A 19,688-nucleotide genomic window follows, 5' to 3' on the forward strand; every position below is an offset into this window, starting at 1 on the left:
CGTCACGGCACTTTTCTGATTAATCGGCAGAAACCCGCGTCATCACTGTTGAGAAGCGCCGCCTTAACGCATAATAAAAAGTGATAATTTGCATCAGGCCCACCGGCCGAGGGGTTAGAAGGATGAAACCATTTCGTTTAGCGGCGCTGTCACTGGCGCTCCTTACCGCATTTTCATTAACCGGGTGTGATGACAGCGGTGCACCGCAGGCTACGGCCCCGACGCCGGCCGCCGATAGCGGCCCTGGCGCGGCGGCAAAACCGGACAGCGCCCAGCTGGCGGCGCTGGCGGAAAAAAGTCAGGGCAAAGCGCTGACGCTGCTCGACGCCTCGGAGGTGCAGCTGGATGGCGCCGCGACCCTGGTGCTAACCTTTTCCGTGCCGCTGCAGCCGGACCAGGATTTCTCCCGCAGCGTACACCTGGTGGATAAGAAGAGCGGTAAGGTAGATGGCGCCTGGGAGCTGGCGCCGAACCTCAAAGAGCTGCGTCTGCGTCACCTGGAGCCAAAGCGCGAGCTGATTGTCTCGGTCGACCCGACGCTGGTCGCCCTGAACAAGGCGACGCTCGATAAACCATTCGAGAAGACTCTGACCACCCGTGATATCGCGCCAAGCGTTGGGTTTGCCAGCCGCGGCTCGCTGCTGCCGGGCAACGTGATCGCCGGGCTGCCGGTGATGGCGCTGAACGTCGATAACGTCGACGTGAACTTCTTCCGCATTAAGCCGGAATCGCTCTCGGCCTTCGTCAGTCAGTGGGAATACCGCAATTCATTAAGCAACTGGGAATCCGACGAGCTGCTGAAGATGGCCGATCTGGTATACAGCGGCCGCTTTGACCTCAATCCGGCGCGCAATACCCGCGAAAAGCTGCTGCTGCCGCTGAGCGACATCAAGCCGCTCCAGCAGCCTGGCGTCTACGTGGCGGTCATGAACCCGGCGGGTCATTATAGCTACAGCAACGCGGCGACGCTGTTTACCCTTAGCGACATCGGCGTGTCGGCGCATCGTTACCATAACCGGCTGGACGTCTTTACCCAGAGCCTGGAAAACGGCGCCGCCCAGTCTGGTATCGACGTCCAGCTGCTCAACGCCAAAGGGCAGACCCTGGCGCAGGCGAAAAGCGATAGCCAGGGTCACGTCACCCTGCAAACCGATAAAGAAGCCGCGCTGCTGCTGGCGCGCAAAGAGGGGCAGACCACGCTCCTTGACCTCAAACTGCCGGCGTTGGATCTGGCGGAGTTCTCCATTGCCGGCGCGCCTGGCTTCAGTAAACAGTTCTTTATGTTTGGCCCACGGGATCTCTATCGTCCGGGCGAAACGGTGATCCTCAATGCGCTGTTGCGCGATAGCGACGGCAAGCCGCTGGCGGAACAGCCGGTGAAGCTGGAGGTGGTCCAGCCGGATGGCCAGGTGATCCGCTCGGTGATGAGCAAGCCGGTTAACGGCCTGTACCAGTTTACTTATCCGCTCGACAGCGGCGCGGCCACCGGCATGTGGCACATTCGCGCCAGCACTGGCGACAATCAGCCCCGCGAATGGGATTTCCACGTCGAAGACTTCATGCCGGAACGCATGGCGCTGAAGCTGACGCCGCAGGCGGCGCCTGTCGCGCCGAATGCCGATGTCGCCTTTGGCGTCAGCGGCGCTTATCTCTACGGCGCGCCGGCCAGCGGCAACCAGCTGCAGGGCAAACTGTTCCTGCGCCCGCTGCGCGACGCCGTCGCCGCTCTGCCGGGCTTCCAGTTCGGCGATATCGCGGAAGAAAATCTCTCCCGCAGCCTTGATGAAGTCCAGCTGACGCTGGATGAAAACGGCCATGGTGAAGTGACGACCTCAAGCCAGTGGCAGGATAGCCATTCGCCGCTGCAGGTGGTGTTGCAGGCGAGCCTGCTGGAGTCCGGCGGGCGTCCGGTCACCCGTACGGTTATGCAGCCGATCTGGCCTGCCGAGGCGCTGCCGGGGATCCGCCCGCAATTTACCCTGCAGGACGTTTACGACTACCGCACTGACACCACGGTGAAGCAGCCGGTGGTGGATGAAAACAGCAACGCCGCGTTTGATATCGTCTATGCCGACGCCAAAGGCGAGAAAAAAGCCGTTTCCGGTCTGCAGGTACGGCTGATCCGCGAGCGCCGCGATTATTACTGGAACTGGTCCGACAGCGAAGGCTGGCAGTCGCAGTTCGATCAAAAAGATCTGCAGGAGGGCGAGGAGTCGCTGGATTTGCAGGCCGGCCAGATCGGTAAAGTGAGCTTTCCGGTAGAGTGGGGCTCCTATCGCCTGGAGGTGAGAGGACCGGACGATGTCGTCAGCAGCGTGCGCTTCTGGGCGGGCTACAGCTGGCAGGATAACAGCGAAGGCACCGGCGCAGCGCGCCCGGACCGGGTCACCATGAAGCTGGATAAACCGAGCTATAAGCCGGGTGACACCATCAGGCTGCACATTGCTGCCCCGGCGGCGGGTAAAGGCTACGCGATGGTGGAATCCAGCGAAGGGCCGCTGTGGTGGCAGGAGATTGACGTACCTGCCGAGGGGATGGACCTGTCGATCCCGGTGGATAAAGCCTGGAATCGCCACGACCTCTACCTCAGCACGCTGGTGGTTCGTCCTGGCGATAAATCCCGCTCGGCGACGCCGAAACGCGCGGTGGGCCTGCTGCATCTGCCGCTGGGCGATGAAAACCGTCGCCTGACGCTGGCGCTGGAGGCCCCGGATAAAATGCGCCCCAACCAGCCGCTGACGGTGAAAGTGAAAGCCAGCGTCAAAGAGGGCGAGGCGCCGAAACAGGTGAACGTTCTGCTCTCGGCGGTCGATAGCGGGGTGCTGAATATTACCGATTACGCCACCCCGGATCCGTGGAACGCCTTCTTTGGCCAGAAACGTTATGGGGCGGATATCTATGATATTTACGGCCAGGTCATTGAAGGACAGGGACGTGTGGCCAGCCTGCGCTTCGGCGGCGATGGCGACGAGTTAAAACGTGGCGGTAAACCGCCGGTTAACCATGTGACCATCATCGCCCAACAAGCGCAGCCGGTGGTGCTGAACGATCAGGGCGAAGGGACGGTGACGCTGCCGATCGGTGATTTTAACGGCGAACTGCGGGTGATGGCTCAGGCCTGGACGGCGAATGACTTTGGCAGCAGCGAAGATAAAGTGGTGGTGGCCGCCCCGGTCATCGCCGAGCTGAACACTCCGCGCTTCCTCGCCAGCGGCGACACTACGCGTCTGGCGCTGGATCTCAGCAACCTGACCGATAAACCGCAAACCCTGCAGGTGCATCTTGCCGCCAGCGGGCTGGTGTCCTTGACCGAGGGTCAACTGCCGCCGGTGCAGCTGGCGCCGGGGGCACGCAGCACGCTGTTTGTGCCGGTGAGCGCGCTGGCGGGCTTCGGCGATGGCCAGGTGAACGCCACGATCAGCGGCCTGAGCCTGCCGGGGGAAACCTTCGCCCCGCTGCAGAAACAGTGGAAAATCGGCGTTCGTCCGGCGTTCCCGGCGCAGACCGTCAACAGCGGCGCCGTGCTGCAGCCCGGCGAAAGCTGGCAGGCGCCAGCGGCACAATCGGCAGGTTTCGCCCCGCAGACGCTGCAGGGCCAGCTGCTGCTCAGCGGCAAGCCGCCGCTGAATCTCGCGCGTTATATCCGCGATCTGAAAGCCTATCCTTACGGCTGCCTTGAGCAGACCGCCAGCGGTCTGTTCCCGTCCCTGTATACCAGCGCGGCGCAGCTAAAGGCGCTGGGCATCAGCGGCGATAGCGACGAAAAACGCCGCGCGGCAATCGATGTCGGCATCTCGCGCCTGCTGCAGATGCAGCTGGAAAACGGCGGCTTTGCGCTATGGGATAAAGAGGGGCCGGAAGAGTACTGGCTGACCGCTTACGCCATGGATTTCCTCGTTCGCGCCGGCGAGCAGGGTTACAGCGTGCCGGTCAACGCTATCAATAAAGGCAATGAACGCCTGCTGCGCTACCTGCAGGAGCCGGGGCTGATGACCGTACGCTACAGCGACGACGCCCAGGCCAGCCGCTTTGCCGCTCAGACCTATGCCGCGCTGGTGCTGGCGCGTCAGCAAAAAGCCCCCCTCGGCGCCTTGCGTGAAATCTGGATCCGTCACGACCAGGCGCGTTCCGGCTTGCCGCTGCTGCAGCTCGGCATCGCGCTGAAAACCATGGGCGATGCGCCGCGCGGCGACGCCGCCCTGAAGCTGGCGGTTGCCACCCCGCGTCAGGATGAGAATCGCTGGCTGGGCGATTACGGTAGCCCGCTTCGCGATGACGCCCTGAAGCTGGCGCTGCTGGAAGAGAATAAGCTGCTGCCGGAGGTGCAAAATCAGCTTTTGAGCACGCTGTCGGAAGAGGCCTATGGCCAGCGCTGGCTGTCGACCCAGGAAACCAACGCCCTGTTCCTTGCCGGACGGACGCTGGCCGACCTGCCGGGCAGCTGGCAGGCGCAAACCTCGCTGCAGGCGGAGCCGCTGACCGGCGACAAAGCGCAAACCCGCAACCTCGACGGCGATCGGCTGGCGGCACTGCAGGTGAGCAACACCGGCAGCCAGCCGCTGTGGCTGCGCCTCGACAGCAGCGGCTATCCGCAAAGCGCGCCGCAGCCGGGCGGTAACGTCCTGGGGATTGAACGAACTATTTTCGATACCCAGGGGCAGCAGAAATCGCTGTCATCACTGCGCAGCGGCGAACTGGTACTCGTCAAGCTGGAGGTGACCGCCAAACGCAACGTGCCTGACGCGCTGGTGGTTGATCTGTTGCCAGCCGGTCTGGAGCTGGAAAACCAGAATTTGGCCAACAGCAGCGCCAGCCTGCAGGAGAATGGCGAAGCGGTGCAAAACCTGCTTAACCAGATGCAGCAGGCGGATATTCAGCATATCGAGTTCCGCGATGACCGCTTCGTCGCCGCAGTCGCGGTCAATGAAGGTCAGCCGGTGACGCTGGTCTATCTGGCGCGAGCGGTGACGCCGGGCACTTATCAGGTCCCGCAGCCGCAGGTGGAATCGATGTATGTGCCGCAGTGGCGGGCGACCGGAGCGGCCAGCGGCCCGCTCACCGTGACGCCGTAAATGCGCGTATTGCCTCGGGTAAAACGCTGCTGGCGCGGGCTGGCGGCGTTTATTTTTCTGCTGTGGCTGGCGGTGCTGGCTGCCGATCGCCTGTGGCCGCTGCCGCTGCGGGACGTTACGCCCGCCCGCGTGGTGGTGGCGGAAGACGGGACGCCGCTGTGGCGGTTTGCCGACGCGCAGGGCGTCTGGCGTTATCCGGTCACTCTCGCCGACGTGTCGCCGCGTTATCTTCAGGCGCTCATCCAGTATGAAGACCGCTGGTTCTGGCGCCATCCGGGGGTCAATCCCTTCGCTGTAGTGCGCGCCGCCTGGCAGGATCTTACCTCCGGGCGGGTCATTTCCGGCGGCAGCACGCTTACCATGCAGGTGGCGCGCCTGCTCGATCCCCACCCCCGCACTTTCGGCGGCAAGCTGCGCCAGCTATGGCGTGCGCTGCAGCTGGAGTGGCATCTGTCAAAAAGCGACATTCTGACCCTCTATTTGAACCGCGCGCCGTTTGGCGGCACCCTGCAGGGTATCGGCGCGGCCAGCTGGGCCTATCTCGGGAAGCCGCCTGCCAGGCTTAGCTACGGCGAGGCGGCGCTGCTGGCGGTGCTGCCCCAGGCGCCCAGCCGTTTACGTCCGGACCGCTGGCCGCAGCGGGCCCAGGCGGCGCGCGATAAAGTGCTTGCGCGTATGGTCAGTCAGGGCGTCTGGCCGGAGCAGGCGGTAAAGGAGGCGATGGAGGAGCCGGTGTGGCTGTTTCCGCGCCAGATGCCGCAGCTGGCGCCGCTCTTCGCCCGTCGGGCGCTGGCGAGCAGTGGTGATGAAAAGGTGGTGACGACCCTCGATGCCGGACTCCAGCGGCAGCTTGAGGATCTGGCGCTGAACTGGAAATCGCGCCTGCCGCCGCGCAGTTCGCTGGCGATGGTCGTGGTCGATCACACGGATATGAAAGTCCGCGGCTGGGTGGGTTCGGCGGATATTACGGACGACAGCCGCTTTGGCCACATTGATATGGCGTCGGCGGTCCGTTCGCCGGGGTCGGTGTTGAAACCCTTCATTTATGCGCTGGCGATGGATGAGGGGCTGATTCATCCGTCGTCGTTATTGCAGGATGTGCCGCGGCGCTTTAGCGATTATCGCCCCGGTAACTTTGACAGCGGCTTTCACGGCCCGGTGAGCGCCAGCGAGGCGCTGGTGCGCTCCCTGAATCTGCCGGCGGTCCAGGTGCTTGAAGCCTACGGGCCCAAACGTTTCGCGGCGAATTTGCGCAATGCCGGGTTGCCCCTGATGCTGCCCGCCGGCGCCGAGCCAAATCTGTCGTTGATCCTTGGCGGCGCCGGGGCGAGGCTGGAAGATATCGTCGCGGCATACAGCGCCTTTGCCCGCCACGGGAAGGCGGCGCGGCTGCGCATGAAGCCCGGAGACCCGCTGGTGGAAAAGGCGCTGCTATCCCCGGGGGCGGCGTGGATCGTCCGGCGCATCCTGGCCGGCGAAGCGCAACCGGTTCCCGATGCCTCACTCCCGCAAGTGGCGCCGCTGGCCTGGAAGACCGGCACCAGCTACGGGTATCGCGATGCATGGGCGGTGGGTCTCAATGCGCGTTATCTGATAGGCATCTGGACCGGGCGTCCGGACGGTACGCCGGTGGTGGGGCAGTTTGGTTTCGCCAGCGCGGTGCCGTTGCTCAATCAGGTCAATAATCTGCTGCTCGCCCGCCCGGCGATGAGCCGCGGCGGCCTGCCGGTCGATCCGCGCCCGGCAACGGTCAGCCGCGGGACGCTATGCTGGCCCGGCGGCCAGGCGCTGCCGGCGGGCGACAGCAACTGCCGTCGTCGCCTGGCCAGCTGGCTGCTGGAAGACAGCCAGCCGCCGACCCTGCTGCTGCCGGGGCAGGAGGGCGTGCGCGGGATCCGCTTCCCAGTGTGGCGTAATGAACACGGCGAACGGGTGGCGGCGGATTGTCCCGGGGCGCGCGAAACGGTGGTTGAGGTTTGGCCGCTGCCGCTGGAACCCTGGCTACCGCCGGGTGAGCGTCGCGCCGCGCGTCTGGGGCCGGCATCAAGGGCATGTCCGCCGCTGCAAACTCAGGATGTCGCACCGCTGGTGCTCTCCGGGGTCCGCGAGGGGGCGGTGATTAAACGTCTGCCGGGCGAGGCGCGGGTGATGTTGCCCCTGCAAACCAGCGGCGGGGAAGGGCGGCGCTGGTGGTTTATCAACGGCCAGCCGATAGATGCCGCCGGCGCGAGAACCACGCTAACCCTGGATAAGCCCGGCGAGTGGCAGCTGGTGGTGATGGATGAGGCAGGGCAAACGGCGGCCGCGCGTTTCACCCTGCAATAACCAGGGTAAATTTGTTGTTGGCGGTTTGTGTTTTCAATACTCATCTTATTTTAACAAAATGTTACCTTCATCCGTAGGCAGGGGCGGGGATGCTCATTATAATGCGCGCCAGGCCATACGATCGTATGTGCAACAACAGAACATTTAATTAGAGGTAATCATGGCTATTGAACGTACTTTTTCCATCATCAAACCAAACGCGGTGGCAAAAAACGTTATTGGCAGCATCTTTTCCCGCTTTGAAGCTGCAGGGTTCAAAATCGTCGGCACCAAAATGCTGCACCTGACCGTTGATCAGGCTCGTGGTTTCTATGCTGAGCACGAAGGTCGCCCGTTCTTCGACGGTCTGGTTGAGTTCATGACCTCCGGCCCGATCGTGGTTTCCGTCCTGGAAGGCGAAAACGCGGTTCAGCGTCACCGTGACCTGCTGGGCGCGACCAACCCGGCAAACGCGCTGGCGGGTACCCTGCGCGCTGACTACGCTGACAGCTTCACCGAGAACGGCACCCACGGTTCCGACTCTGTAGAATCCGCTGCTCGCGAAATCGCGTTCTTCTTTGCTGAAGGCGAGGTTTGCCCGCGCACTCGCTAATCCTCGTCGTCTTTTCGACCGTCGCGGCGTTGGCTGCGCGCGTTCACCCCGGTCACATAGTTATCTATGCTCCCGGGGATTAATGAGAGGCTCCTGCCTCTCACCGGAGGCCAGCCTACGGCTGGTCAAATTCGTTCCCGACGAATTTGTCACTTGCTTGCCGCCTTGCGACAATCGAAAAGCCTTAGAGGATTGAGCAGTCAGTTACAGATTTTTTATCATTGCTTTGTGCAAACGTGGCAATGATGCGCCAGAATTTGTAGAATATAGCGCCCCTGGACGAGCTGTCGCTCTCCGGGGCGTTTCTTTTTCAACCCACCTGGGGCCATAACGTGTAATAACGAGGCCGGAAAACATTATGTCTGAACAAATTGTCACGCCTGATACCGCCGCTCTGACGGTGCCGAACAAAGATGCCAAAATCAACCTGCTGGATTTAAACCGTCAGCAGATGCGCGAGTTTTTCAAAAACATGGGCGAGAAGCCATTCCGCGCCGATCAGGTGATGAAATGGATGTATCACTACTGCTGCGACGACTTTGATGAGATGACTGACATCAACAAAGTCCTGCGCAGTAAACTGAAAGAAGTGGCGGAGATCCGCGCCCCGGAAGTAGTTGAAGAACAACGCTCAACCGACGGGACCATCAAATGGGCGATTGCCGTTGGCGATCAGCGCGTCGAGACCGTCTATATCCCGGAAGAAGACCGCGCCACCCTGTGCGTCTCCTCCCAGGTAGGCTGCGCGCTGGAGTGTAAATTCTGCTCCACCGCCCAGCAGGGCTTTAACCGCAACCTGCGGGTTTCCGAAATTATCGGCCAGGTCTGGCGCGCGGCGAAAATCGTCGGCGCGGTGAAGACCACCGGCGTACGTCCGATCACCAACGTGGTGATGATGGGCATGGGCGAGCCGCTGCTGAACCTCAACAACGTCGTTCCGGCGATGGAAATCATGCTCGACGATTTCGGCTTTGGCCTCTCCAAACGTCGCGTCACCCTGTCGACTTCCGGCGTGGTGCCGGCGCTGGATAAACTCGGCGATATGATCGACGTCGCGCTGGCGATCTCCCTGCACGCGCCGAACGATACCATTCGTGACGAAATCGTCCCGATCAACAAAAAGTACAACATCGAGACCTTCCTCAACTCGGTGCGCGGCTATATTTCGAAGTCCAACGCCAACCAGGGCCGGGTGACCATCGAGTACGTGATGCTGGATCATGTCAACGACGGCACCGAGCACGCCCACGAACTGGCGGCGTTGCTGAAAGATACGCCGTGTAAGATCAACCTGATCCCATGGAACCCGTTCCCGGGCGCGCCGTATGGCCGCAGCTCCAACAGCCGCATCGACCGTTTCTCCAAAGTCCTGATGGAGTACGGCTTTACGACCATCGTGCGTAAAACGCGCGGCGACGATATCGACGCCGCCTGCGGTCAGCTGGCGGGCGATGTTATCGACCGTACCAAGCGCACGCTGCGTAAGCGGATGCAGGGCGAAGCGATTGACGTAAAAGCGGTCTGACAAATGATGGCCCGTGCAGCGCAGGCGGCACGGGCCATATTTATGACCTATAGCCAGGCGAAATACGCTGATTCGGTTAATAATTACGGTGCGTTTTTGTCGACTTTGAGGCAGTATGTAGCGGCACAACAACCGCTTAGCATTCAATTTTGATTCGTCTCTGTGATCGCGCGGCTGACAGTCCTATACTGTGAGGCTGACGTACCACAGATGTCTCGCGGCGCCGGCTTTTTCCCGCGCTGAACTTTAAATTTCACGTACCAGTAGTTGTAGCGAATGAATACTGAAGCCACTCAAGATCATCAAGAAGCAAACACCACGGGCGCGCGTCTGCGTCACGCCCGCGAACAACTCGGACTTAGCCAGCAAGCGGTGGCAGAACGCTTATGCCTGAAGGTGTCCACGGTTCGTGATATTGAAGACGATAAGGCGCCTGCCGACCTCGCTTCCACCTTCCTGCGCGGGTACATCCGCTCCTATGCTCGCCTCGTACATATTCCAGAAGACGAGCTGCTGCCGATGATGGCCAAGCAAGCGCCCATCCGTGCGGCGAAAGTCGCGCCAATGCAGAGCTTCTCTTTAGGTAAACGTCGCAAAAAACGCGACGGCTGGCTGATGAGCTTCACCTGGCTGGTGCTGTTTGTGGTTATCGGCCTGAGCGGCGCCTGGTGGTGGCAAGACCATAAGGCGCAGCAGGAAGAGATCTCCACCATGGCCGATCAGTCTTCCGCTGAGCTGAACAGCGGCGACACCAGTAGCCAGAGCGTGCCGCTGGATACCAGCGCCCCGGCAGCCCCGACCGCCGATAGCGCTGCGAACAGCGCGCCAACCGATACCGCCAGCGCCCCGACCACCAGCGCACCGGCTCAGACGCCAGCGGACAATAACGCCGTTGTCGCGCCTTCCCAGGCCAATGTCGATACCGCAGGCGCAGCCCCGACGGCGCCGGCTACCCCGGCCACGCCATTGCCGACCGATCAGGCGAACGTGACGAACCCGGCGGCATCGGCGCAGGATCTGGTGATGAACTTTTCCGCCGACTGCTGGCTGGAAGTGAGCGATGCTACCGGCAAAAAATTGTTCAGCGGCCTGCAGCGTAAAGGCGGAAATCTGAACCTGAGCGGTCAGGCGCCGTATAAGCTGAAAATTGGCGCCCCGGCTGCGGTAGAGATCCAGTATCTGGGCAAGCCTGTCGATTTAAGTCGTTTTATCAGAACTAACCAGGTTGCGCGTCTGACCCTTAATGCCGAATCATCACCGGCGCAGTAACAGACGGGTAACGCGGGAGATTTTTCATGCATAACCAGGCTCCGATTCAACGTAGAAAATCTAAACGTATTTACGTTGGTAATGTGCCAATTGGCGATGGGGCCCCCATCGCCGTTCAGTCAATGACCAATACGCGCACCACTGATGTGGCTGCGACCGTAAATCAAATCAAAGCGTTAGAGCGCGTAGGCGCGGATATTGTCCGCGTCTCTGTTCCGACGATGGACGCCGCTGAGGCGTTCAAATTGATCAAACAGCAGGTCAACGTCCCGCTGGTCGCCGATATCCACTTTGACTACCGTATTGCGCTGAAAGTCGCAGAATATGGCGTCGACTGCCTGCGTATCAACCCAGGCAACATCGGCAACGAAGAGCGCATCCGCATGGTCGTAGATTGCGCACGGGATAAAAACATCCCGATCCGCATTGGCGTCAACGCCGGCTCGCTGGAAAAAGATCTGCAGGAAAAATATGGCGAGCCGACGCCGCAGGCGCTGCTCGAATCTGCCATGCGCCACGTTGATCATCTCGATCGCCTTAACTTCGATCAGTTTAAAGTCAGCGTTAAAGCCTCTGACGTCTTCCTGGCGGTAGAGTCTTATCGCCTGCTGGCGAAACAGATCGATCAGCCGCTGCACCTCGGGATCACCGAAGCGGGCGGTGCGCGCAGCGGCGCGGTGAAATCGGCGATCGGTCTTGGGCTGCTGTTGTCCGAAGGGATCGGCGATACGCTGCGCGTCTCGCTGGCGGCGGATCCAGTGGAGGAGATCAAGGTTGGCTTCGATATCCTCAAATCGCTGCGTATCCGTTCCCGCGGTATTAACTTCATCGCCTGCCCGACCTGTTCGCGTCAGGAGTTTGACGTTATCGGTACGGTGAACGCCCTGGAGCAACGTCTGGAAGATATCATCACCCCGATGGATGTTTCGATCATCGGCTGCGTGGTGAACGGCCCGGGCGAAGCGCTGGTTTCCACCCTCGGGGTGACCGGCGGCAACAAGAAAAGCGGCCTGTATGAAGACGGCGTGCGTAAAGATCGCCTAGACAACAACGACATGATCGACCAGCTTGAAGCGCGGATCCGCGCCAAAGCCTCGATGCTCGATGAAGCCCGTCGGATTGACGTTCAACAGCTTGAAGCAAAATAACGTGTTGGGAAGCGATACGCTTCCCGTGTATGATTGAACCTGCGGGCGCGAGGCGCCGGGGTTCATTTTTGTATATATAAAGAGAATAAACGTGGCAAAGAACATTCAAGCCATCCGTGGCATGAACGATTATCTGCCGGGCGAAACCGCTCTCTGGCAGCGCATTGAAGGCTCACTGAAGCAGGTGCTCGGTAGCTACGGTTACAGCGAAATCCGTTTGCCGATTGTAGAGCAGACCCCGTTATTCAAACGCGCGATCGGCGAAGTGACCGACGTGGTTGAAAAAGAGATGTACACCTTTGAGGACCGCAACGGCGACAGCCTGACGCTGCGTCCGGAAGGGACTGCGGGCTGCGTACGAGCCGGCATCGAACATGGTCTGCTGTACAATCAAGAACAGCGCCTGTGGTACGTCGGGCCGATGTTCCGCCACGAGCGTCCGCAGAAAGGCCGTTACCGCCAGTTCCATCAGATCGGCGCCGAAGTTTTTGGCCTGCAGGGGCCGGACATCGATGCGGAGCTGATCATGCTGACCGCGCGCTGGTGGCGTGAGCTGGGCATCTCCGATCACGTTAGCCTTGAGCTGAACTCCATCGGTTCGCTGGAAGCCCGCGCCAACTACCGCGACGCGCTGGTGGCTTATCTCGAGCAGTTTACCGATAAGCTTGATGAAGACAGCAAACGCCGGATGTATACCAACCCGCTGCGGGTGCTGGACTCCAAAAACCCGGACGTGCAGGCGCTGCTGAACGACGCGCCGGCGCTCGGCGATTATCTCGACGAAGAGTCGAAAGCCCACTTTGCCGGCCTGTGCGCGTTGCTTGACGATGCCGGGATCCGCTATACCGTCAACCAGCGCCTGGTGCGCGGTCTCGACTACTATAACCGCACCGTGTTTGAGTGGGTGACCACCAGTCTCGGTTCCCAGGGCACCGTCTGTGCCGGCGGCCGTTACGACGGTCTGGTTGAGCAGCTTGGCGGTCGTGCCACCCCGGGCGTGGGCTTCGCCATGGGGCTGGAACGTCTTGTTTTACTGGTCCAGGCAGTGAATCCGGAATTTAAAGCCGATCCTGTTGTCGATATATACCTGGTAGCCTCCGGAACCGATACTCAGTCCGCCGCCATGCGTCTGGCTGAGCAGGTTCGCGATGCGCTACCCGGCGTGAAACTGATGACCAACCACGGCGGCGGCAACTTTAAGAAGCAGTTCGCCCGCGCTGATAAGTGGGGCGCACGCGTCGCGCTGGTGCTGGGTGAGTCAGAGATCGCTGACGGAAACGTGGTAGTGAAGGATTTACGCTCAGGTGAGCAAACTACCGTAACGCAGGAGAGCGTTGCCGCGCATTTGCGCACACTTCTGGGTTAATCTCCCGGGAATTATTAGTCAGGAGAAGGACTGCGTGGAAACTTTTAACAACGAGAACGATCAGGTCGATGCGCTGAAGCGCTTCTTTGCCGAAAACGGCAAAGCGCTGGCGGTCGGGGTGATTTTAGGGATTGGCGCGCTGGTTGGCTGGCGCTACTGGACCTCCCATCAGCAGGATACCGCCAGAGACGCGTCGCTGGCTTACGAACAGGCGACTTCCGCGCTGAAATCAAATACGCCAGAAGTGCTGTCAGGGGCGGAGAAGTTCGCGGCTGACAATAAAAATACCTACGGCGCCTTCGCTTCTCTCGAGCTGGCACAGCATTTTGTTGAACAGAACGATCTGCCGAACGCCGAAAAGCAGCTTCAGCAGGGGCTGGCTGCCGCGTCTGATGATAATCTGAAATCGGTTATCAGTATGCGTCTTGCCCGCGTTCAACTGCAGATGAAGCAGGCTGATGCGGCGCTGAAAACCCTCGACAGCATTAAAGGTGAAGGCTGGACCGCTATTGTGGCTGATTTGCGCGGCGAAATTCTGTTGAGCAAAGGCGATAAGCAAGGGGCCCGTGCGGCGTGGGAAGCTGGCGTGAAAAGCGATGCTTCTCCTGCGCTCAGCGAAATGATGCGTATGAAAATGAATAATTTGTCCATCTGAGAGGGACTCGATGCAATTGCGTAAATTACTGTTGCCAGGGCTGCTTTCCGTTACCTTGCTGAGCGGGTGTTCGCTGTTTAATAGCGAAGAAGATGTGGTGAAAATGTCACCGCTGCCGACGGTAGAAAACCAGTTTACGCCGTCCACGTCCTGGAGCACCTCGGTTGGCGATGGTATCGGCGAATTTTACTCTAACCTTCATCCGGCCTTCGCCGACGGCGTGGTTTATGCCGCTGACCGTAAAGGCACCGTCAAAGCGCTGAACGCCGACGACGGTAAAGAGGTATGGTCGGTGAATCTTGCGGAGAAAGATGGCTGGTTCTCGCGTACCCCGGCGCTGCTTTCCGGCGGTGTGACCGTCTCGGGCGGCCATGTTTATATCGGCAGTGAAAAAGCGCAGCTGTATGCGCTGAATACCAGCGATGGTACCGTGGCCTGGCAAACCCGCGTCGCCGGCGAAGCGCTGTCGCGCCCGGTGGTGAGCGATGGCATGGTGCTGGTCCACACCAGTAACGGCCAGCTGCAGGCGCTGAATGAGACCGATGGCGCCGTGAAATGGACGGTGAACCTGGATATGCCTGCGCTCTCCCTGCGCGGCGAATCCGCTCCGGCCACCGCCTACGGCGCGGCGATCGTGGGCGGCGACAATGGCCGCGTCAGCGCGGTATTGATGCAGCAGGGGCAGATGATTTGGCAGCAGCGTATTTCCACGGCCACCGGGCCGACGGAAATCGACCGTCTGAGCGACGTCGACACCACGCCGATTATCGTCAACGGCGTTGTCTATGCGCTGGCTTATAACGGTAACCTGACCGCGTTGGATCTGCGTAGCGGCCAGATTATGTGGAAACGCGAGCTGGGTTCGGTGAATGATTTCATCGTCGATGGCAACCGTATCTATCTGGTTGACCAGAATGACCGCCTGCTGGCGCTGACTACCGATGGCGGCGTGACCCTGTGGACACAAAGCGATCTGCTGCACCGTTTGCTGACCGCGCCGGTGTTGTATAATGGCAATCTGGTGGTCGGCGATAGCGAAGGCTATATGCACTGGGTGAACCCGGAAGATGGCCATTTTGTGGCGCAGCAGAAAGTGGACAGCTCCGGCTTCCTGACCGACCCGGTTGTGGCCGATGGTCGACTGCTGATCCAGGCGAAAGACGGTACGCTGTACGCGATTACGCGTTAATTACCGCTGTCGTGAGTGATTAAGAAACGGCCCCTGGCAGACAGGGGCCGTTTTGACTTTTTTAAAAACGTCGTTATGACGATGTTGCTTAGTGATTGTATGAGGCATTTAACATGATACCTGTGGTCGCGCTTGTCGGGCGCCCTAACGTTGGAAAATCCACGCTCTTTAACCGCCTGACGCGCACTCGTGATGCGCTGGTTGCGGATTTCCCGGGGCTGACTCGTGACCGTAAGTACGGTCGGGCCGAAGTCGAAGGCCGCGAATTCATCTGTATCGATACCGGTGGTATTGATGGTACGGAAGAGGGCGTGGAAACCCGGATGGCGGAGCAGTCGCTGCTGGCAATCGAAGAGGCCGATGTGGTGCTGTTTATGGTCGATGCGCGCGCGGGCCTGATGCCGGCGGACATCGCGATCGCTAAACACCTGCGCTCTCGTGAAAAGCCCACCTTCCTGGTGGCTAACAAAACCGACGGCATCGACGTCGACCAGGCGATGGCGGACTTCTGGTCGCTTGGCCTGGGCGATATCTATCCTATTGCCGCTTCGCACGGCCGCGGCGTGACCAGCCTGCTGGAGCAGGCCCTGCTGCCATGGGTAGATGAGGTTAATCCGCAGGAGGAGGTGGATGAAGACGCCGAATACTGGGCAAAATTCGAAGCTGAGCAGAACGGTGAAGCGGAAGAAGAGCCTGAAGATGACTTCAATCCGCAGGATCTGCCGATCAAACTGGCGATTGTCGGACGTCCCAACGTCGGTAAATCGACGCTCACCAACCGCATCCTCGGCGAAGATCGCGTGGTAGTTTACGATATGCCGGGCACTACCCGCGACAGCATTTACATCCCGATGCAGCGTGACGAGCGCGAATACGTGCTCATCGATACCGCCGGGGTGCGCAAGCGCGGCAAAATTACTGACGTGGTGGAGAAATTCTCGGTCATCAAGACCCTGCAGGCGATTGAAGACGCCAACGTCGTGCTGCTGGTGATTGATGCCCGTGAAGGCATCTCCGATCAGGATCTGTCGCTGCTGGGCTTTATCCTCAACAGCGGTCGCTCCCTGGTGATCGTCGTCAACAAATGGGACGGTCTGAGCCAGGAAGTGAAGGAGCAGGTGAAAGAGACCCTCGACTATCGTCTGGGCTTTATCGACTTTGCCCGGGTGCACTTCATCTCCGCCCTGCACGGCAGCGGCGTCGGCAACCTGTTTGAATCGGTACGTGAAGCCTACGATAGCGCTACCCGCCGCGTAAGCACCGCGATGCTGACCCGGATCATGAACATGGCGGCGGAAGATCATCAGCCACCGCTGGTTCGCGGCCGACGCGTGAAGCTGAAATATGCCCATGCCGGGGGCTACAACCCACCTATCGTGGTGATCCACGGTAACCAGGTGAAGGATCTGCCGGATTCCTACAAGCGCTACCTGATGAACTATTTCCGTAAATCCCTGGACGTGATGGGCACGCCAATCCGTATCCAGTTCAAGGAAGGGGAAAACCCGTTCGCCAACAAGCGCAACACCCTGACGCCGAACCAGATGCGTAAACGTAAGCGCCTGATCAAGCACATCAAGAAAAGCAAATAATCATTAAACCCGCTTCGGCGGGTTTTTTGTGGCCGCCGCGCCGGTAAATGTCAAAACCTTGCGCCATAATCCCGCGATACTTCGCCGGAAACAGACCGGCTCAAAAGTGGACTTATTATGCAGATTGGTTTTATCGGCCTTGGCGCGGTGGTGGAAACTGCCTATTTACCGGCGCTGCGCCGCCTGGGATACCGTATTGATAGCTGCCAGGGCTATGATCTGGATAGCAGCAGAGCGCTGCCGGGGATCCAGCGCCGCAATTCGCTGTCGGCGCTGCTGGCCGAACCCCTGGATACGCTCTTCATTACCACCTCATCTCTCCAGCACTTGCCTGTGCTGGAGAGGGCGTTAGCCAGCGCCATTCCCCGCATCGTGGTGGAGAAACCGATTGTGGCCAACCTTGAGCAGGCCGCCCGGCTGCGGGCGCTGCTGGCGCCGGCCAGGGAGGCCGGTCGCGTGCTGGCCCTCGACCACTGGATGGCGCGTGGGTTAGCGCTGAACGCTCTTGCTCCGCCGTGGCAGGCGGAAGAGGAGGCCAGCGGCCTGCCGCCGCCGCACCTTTCAGCGCAGGATATCGTCTGGATCGAAGGCTATTTGCTGGAGCCAAGCGGCTTTAACGCTGCCGGAGAACCGGTCGCGCTCAACTTTGCCACCGGCGAGCTGGATACCCGGCAGCTGCGTCATCCCGACGGCGTGATCCTCGATATCGGTACCCATGTCCTGGCGATGCTGCGTGAAACCCTGCTCGGCTGCGGAGGCGATGTGACGCTGGAGCTCGCCGTCCGGGCGGTGAAAGACCGTCTCGGCCGGGACATTGCTCATGGGGATATGGTCACCGCCGAGGGAGAGGCGCATCTGCAGGGACGTCTGGGCGATATCCCGCTGAATATCTGGCTTAACAAATATGCTGGTCCCGCGGGCGGGCAAAAGGGAATGCGGATAGGGCTGCGGGATGGGCGAATGCTCGCCCTCGATCGCGCCCCTGATGGCGAGGTGGCGACGCTACAGGACGGTGAGCGGATCCAGCGCTGGACCCGGCCCGGAGCGATCTATGCGCACTGTCTCGATGAGCAGATCCTTGGCGCGGAGAATGTGTTTACCCGGGCGACCGAAAGCGTGGCCGGGCTGACGCGGCGTCGGCTTGAGGAAGTGGAGTGGCTGCTCAGGTTGCAGCAGCAATTACGCGGCCCTCATTAAACCCGGAACATGGTAAAATAGATGCAGATAAACGTTGAAAGGAATGGTTATGGAACTTGATTGCCCTCTGTGCCACGCGCCGTTAGATGTCAAAGGCAGCAGCGCGCATTGCGCTCAGTGCGAAAGGGTATTTGCCCTTGAAGCGCGCTGCCCGGAATGCCACCAGCCGCTGGAGGTGCTGAAAGCGTGCGGCGCGGTGGATTACTTTTGCCAGCACGGGCACGGCCTGATCTCAAAAAAACGGGTGGAATTTATTCCGCTGGTTTAGGCGGCGATGGCTTTCTGGCCCGCGTTTTTTTCACCGGCGCAATCTGCCTCACTTCGCTTTCGACCCAGCCGTCTTTCAGGCGGGTGGTGAGCAGATCGCCGGTTTTGACCTGTTTTGTCTGCTTTAGTACCGTGCCGTCGCTCACCGAAGTGACGCTATAGCCGCGCGCCAGGGTGGCTAAGGGACTCACCGCCTCCAGATGGGTCACCGCGTGACCAAACCGTTCACGCCGCTCGCTGAGGCGGCCACGCATCGTTTCCGCCAGCCGGTATTCCAGCTGCTGTAGGCGCGATTGCGCCCGGTGGATGCGCGGCTGCGGGTTGTAGTGATTCAGGCGCTGAACAGTACGCTTTTGCCGCTGATCGGCGCGTTTAAGCTGCGATTCCACGGCGATGCGCATCCGCTGGCGCAGGCGTTCCAGAGCGGTCTGCTGGCGGGCCAGCCGCAGCTGCGGGTGCTGCTGCTGCAGACGATGGAACAACTGGGTAAAACGGCGCTGGCGACTGGCGAGGAAATAGTCCATCGCCATCTCCAGCCGCTGCTGCCCGGCCTGCAGCTGGCGCAGCAGCTCCTGCTGATTGCGGCTGACGATCTCTGCGGCGGCAGAAGGGGTCGGCGCGCGCAGGTCGGCAACAAAATCAGCGATAGTGACGTCGGTTTCATGGCCAACGGCGCTGACGATAGGGATCTGGCTGGCGAAGATAGCTCGCGCCACCCGCTCATCGTTAAAACTCCACAGATCCTCCAGCGAACCGCCGCCGCGTCCGACAATCAGCACGTCACACTCCCGGCGCGCGTTGGCCAGCGCGATGGCGCGCACAATCTGCCCGGGAGCATCGTCACCCTGAACCGCGGTCGGGTAGACGATCACCGGCAGCCCGGGGTCGCGGCGCCTGAGGACATGAAGAATATCGTGCAACGCGGCACCGGTTTTCGAGGTGATGACCCCGACGCAGCGGGCGGGGGAGGGGAGCGCCTGCTTATGTTTTTGATCGAACAGCCCTTCCGCGGTTAACTGCGTTTTCAGCTGCTCATACTTCTGCTGCAGCAACCCTTCGCCGGCGGGCTGCATGCTTTCAACGATAATCTGGTAGTCGCCGCGCGGCTCATACAGGGTGATGTTGGCGCGAACCAGCACCTGCTGCCCGTGCTGCGGGCGGAACGTGACCCGGCGGTTGCTGTTGCGGAACATCGCGCAGCGCACCTGGGCGTTATCGTCTTTTAAGGTGAAGTACCAGTGGCCGGAAGAAGGCTGGCTGAAGTTAGAGATCTCGCCGCTGATCCAAACCTGGCCCATTTCGCGCTCAAGCAGCAGACGCACCGTCTGATTGAGGCGGCTTACGGTAAAAATTGCGGGGGATTGAGAGGGTAACATGTGAGCAAGATCAAACTTTAAATCAGCAGGTTATTCAGTCGATAGTAACGCGCTCAGAGGGGATGGCAAGTATTATTTGCAAAAAAGGGTAGATGCAATCGGTTACGCTCTGTAT

The 19,688-nt window shown here is 60.4% G+C and carries 13 protein-coding genes; 12 read left to right on the forward strand and 1 reads right to left on the reverse strand.

Going from position 1 to position 19,688, the window contains the following annotated elements; all coding sequences use genetic code 11:
- The first annotated feature begins 122 nt into the window (after positions 1–122).
- The 12 genes from ACLH1I_RS00295 (at position 123) to ACLH1I_RS00350 (ending at position 18,198) form a co-directional block, all read left to right on the forward strand.
- On the forward strand, positions 123–5,072 hold the full coding sequence (locus tag ACLH1I_RS00295) for an alpha-2-macroglobulin family protein (RefSeq protein WP_198079914.1): 4,950 nt from the start codon (positions 123–125) through the stop codon (positions 5,070–5,072).
- Complete coding sequence (gene pbpC, locus ACLH1I_RS00300) at positions 5,073–7,397, forward strand: peptidoglycan glycosyltransferase PbpC (RefSeq protein ID WP_151628847.1); 2,325 nt, start codon at positions 5,073–5,075, stop codon at positions 7,395–7,397.
- Between the two features lie 160 nt (positions 7,398–7,557).
- Positions 7,558–7,989: a nucleoside-diphosphate kinase gene (gene ndk, locus ACLH1I_RS00305; protein WP_064187551.1), complete on the forward strand. Its 432-nt coding sequence runs from the start codon at positions 7,558–7,560 to the stop codon at positions 7,987–7,989.
- Between the two features lie 358 nt (positions 7,990–8,347).
- A complete protein-coding gene (locus tag ACLH1I_RS00310) occupies positions 8,348–9,514 on the forward strand; it encodes a bifunctional tRNA (adenosine(37)-C2)-methyltransferase TrmG/ribosomal RNA large subunit methyltransferase RlmN (RefSeq protein WP_002913894.1) in 1,167 nt (388 codons plus the stop codon).
- 276 nt (positions 9,515–9,790) lie between these two features.
- Positions 9,791–10,783: a cytoskeleton protein RodZ gene (gene rodZ, locus ACLH1I_RS00315; protein WP_004201889.1), complete on the forward strand. Its 993-nt coding sequence runs from the start codon at positions 9,791–9,793 to the stop codon at positions 10,781–10,783.
- A gap of 26 nt (positions 10,784–10,809) precedes the next feature.
- Positions 10,810–11,931 carry a flavodoxin-dependent (E)-4-hydroxy-3-methylbut-2-enyl-diphosphate synthase gene (gene ispG / locus ACLH1I_RS00320; RefSeq protein WP_004201890.1) on the forward strand — a complete coding sequence of 374 codons (1,122 nt, stop codon included), beginning with the start codon at positions 10,810–10,812 and terminating at the stop codon, positions 11,929–11,931.
- A gap of 91 nt (positions 11,932–12,022) precedes the next feature.
- The gene (gene hisS, locus ACLH1I_RS00325; protein WP_004201891.1) at positions 12,023–13,297 is read left to right on the forward strand and encodes a histidine--tRNA ligase; all 1,275 of its coding nucleotides are present in this window, start codon (positions 12,023–12,025) and stop codon (positions 13,295–13,297) included.
- Between the two features lie 34 nt (positions 13,298–13,331).
- Positions 13,332–13,952, forward strand: a complete 621-nt coding sequence (locus tag ACLH1I_RS00330; RefSeq protein ID WP_004201892.1) for a YfgM family protein — start codon at positions 13,332–13,334, stop codon at positions 13,950–13,952.
- A 10-nt stretch (positions 13,953–13,962) separates the two neighbouring features.
- Positions 13,963–15,141 (forward strand): outer membrane protein assembly factor BamB, encoded by a 1,179-nt coding sequence (bamB, locus tag ACLH1I_RS00335; RefSeq protein WP_004201895.1) that lies wholly within the window; start codon positions 13,963–13,965, stop codon positions 15,139–15,141.
- A gap of 113 nt (positions 15,142–15,254) precedes the next feature.
- Entirely contained in the window at positions 15,255–16,733 is a 1,479-nt protein-coding gene (gene der / locus ACLH1I_RS00340) for a ribosome biogenesis GTPase Der (protein ID WP_004144309.1), read from the forward strand.
- A 117-nt stretch (positions 16,734–16,850) separates the two neighbouring features.
- Positions 16,851–17,930 (forward strand): Gfo/Idh/MocA family oxidoreductase, encoded by a 1,080-nt coding sequence (locus ACLH1I_RS00345; protein WP_053810092.1) that lies wholly within the window; start codon positions 16,851–16,853, stop codon positions 17,928–17,930.
- Between the two features lie 49 nt (positions 17,931–17,979).
- A complete protein-coding gene (locus ACLH1I_RS00350) occupies positions 17,980–18,198 on the forward strand; it encodes a zinc ribbon domain-containing protein (RefSeq protein WP_004201901.1) in 219 nt (72 codons plus the stop codon).
- Here the strand turns inward: ACLH1I_RS00350 and xseA are convergent.
- Positions 18,182–19,573, reverse strand: a complete 1,392-nt coding sequence (gene xseA / locus ACLH1I_RS00355) for an exodeoxyribonuclease VII large subunit (RefSeq protein WP_017900437.1) — start codon at positions 19,571–19,573, stop codon at positions 18,182–18,184. The two genes, ACLH1I_RS00350 and xseA, sit on opposite strands and share 17 nt — an antisense overlap.
- Positions 19,574–19,688 lie beyond the last annotated feature (115 nt).

Origin of the sequence: Klebsiella sp. 1SOBk10mer (genome assembly GCF_046602535.1) — a bacterium.
Classification (GTDB): Bacteria; Pseudomonadota; Gammaproteobacteria; order Enterobacterales; family Enterobacteriaceae; genus Klebsiella; species Klebsiella quasipneumoniae.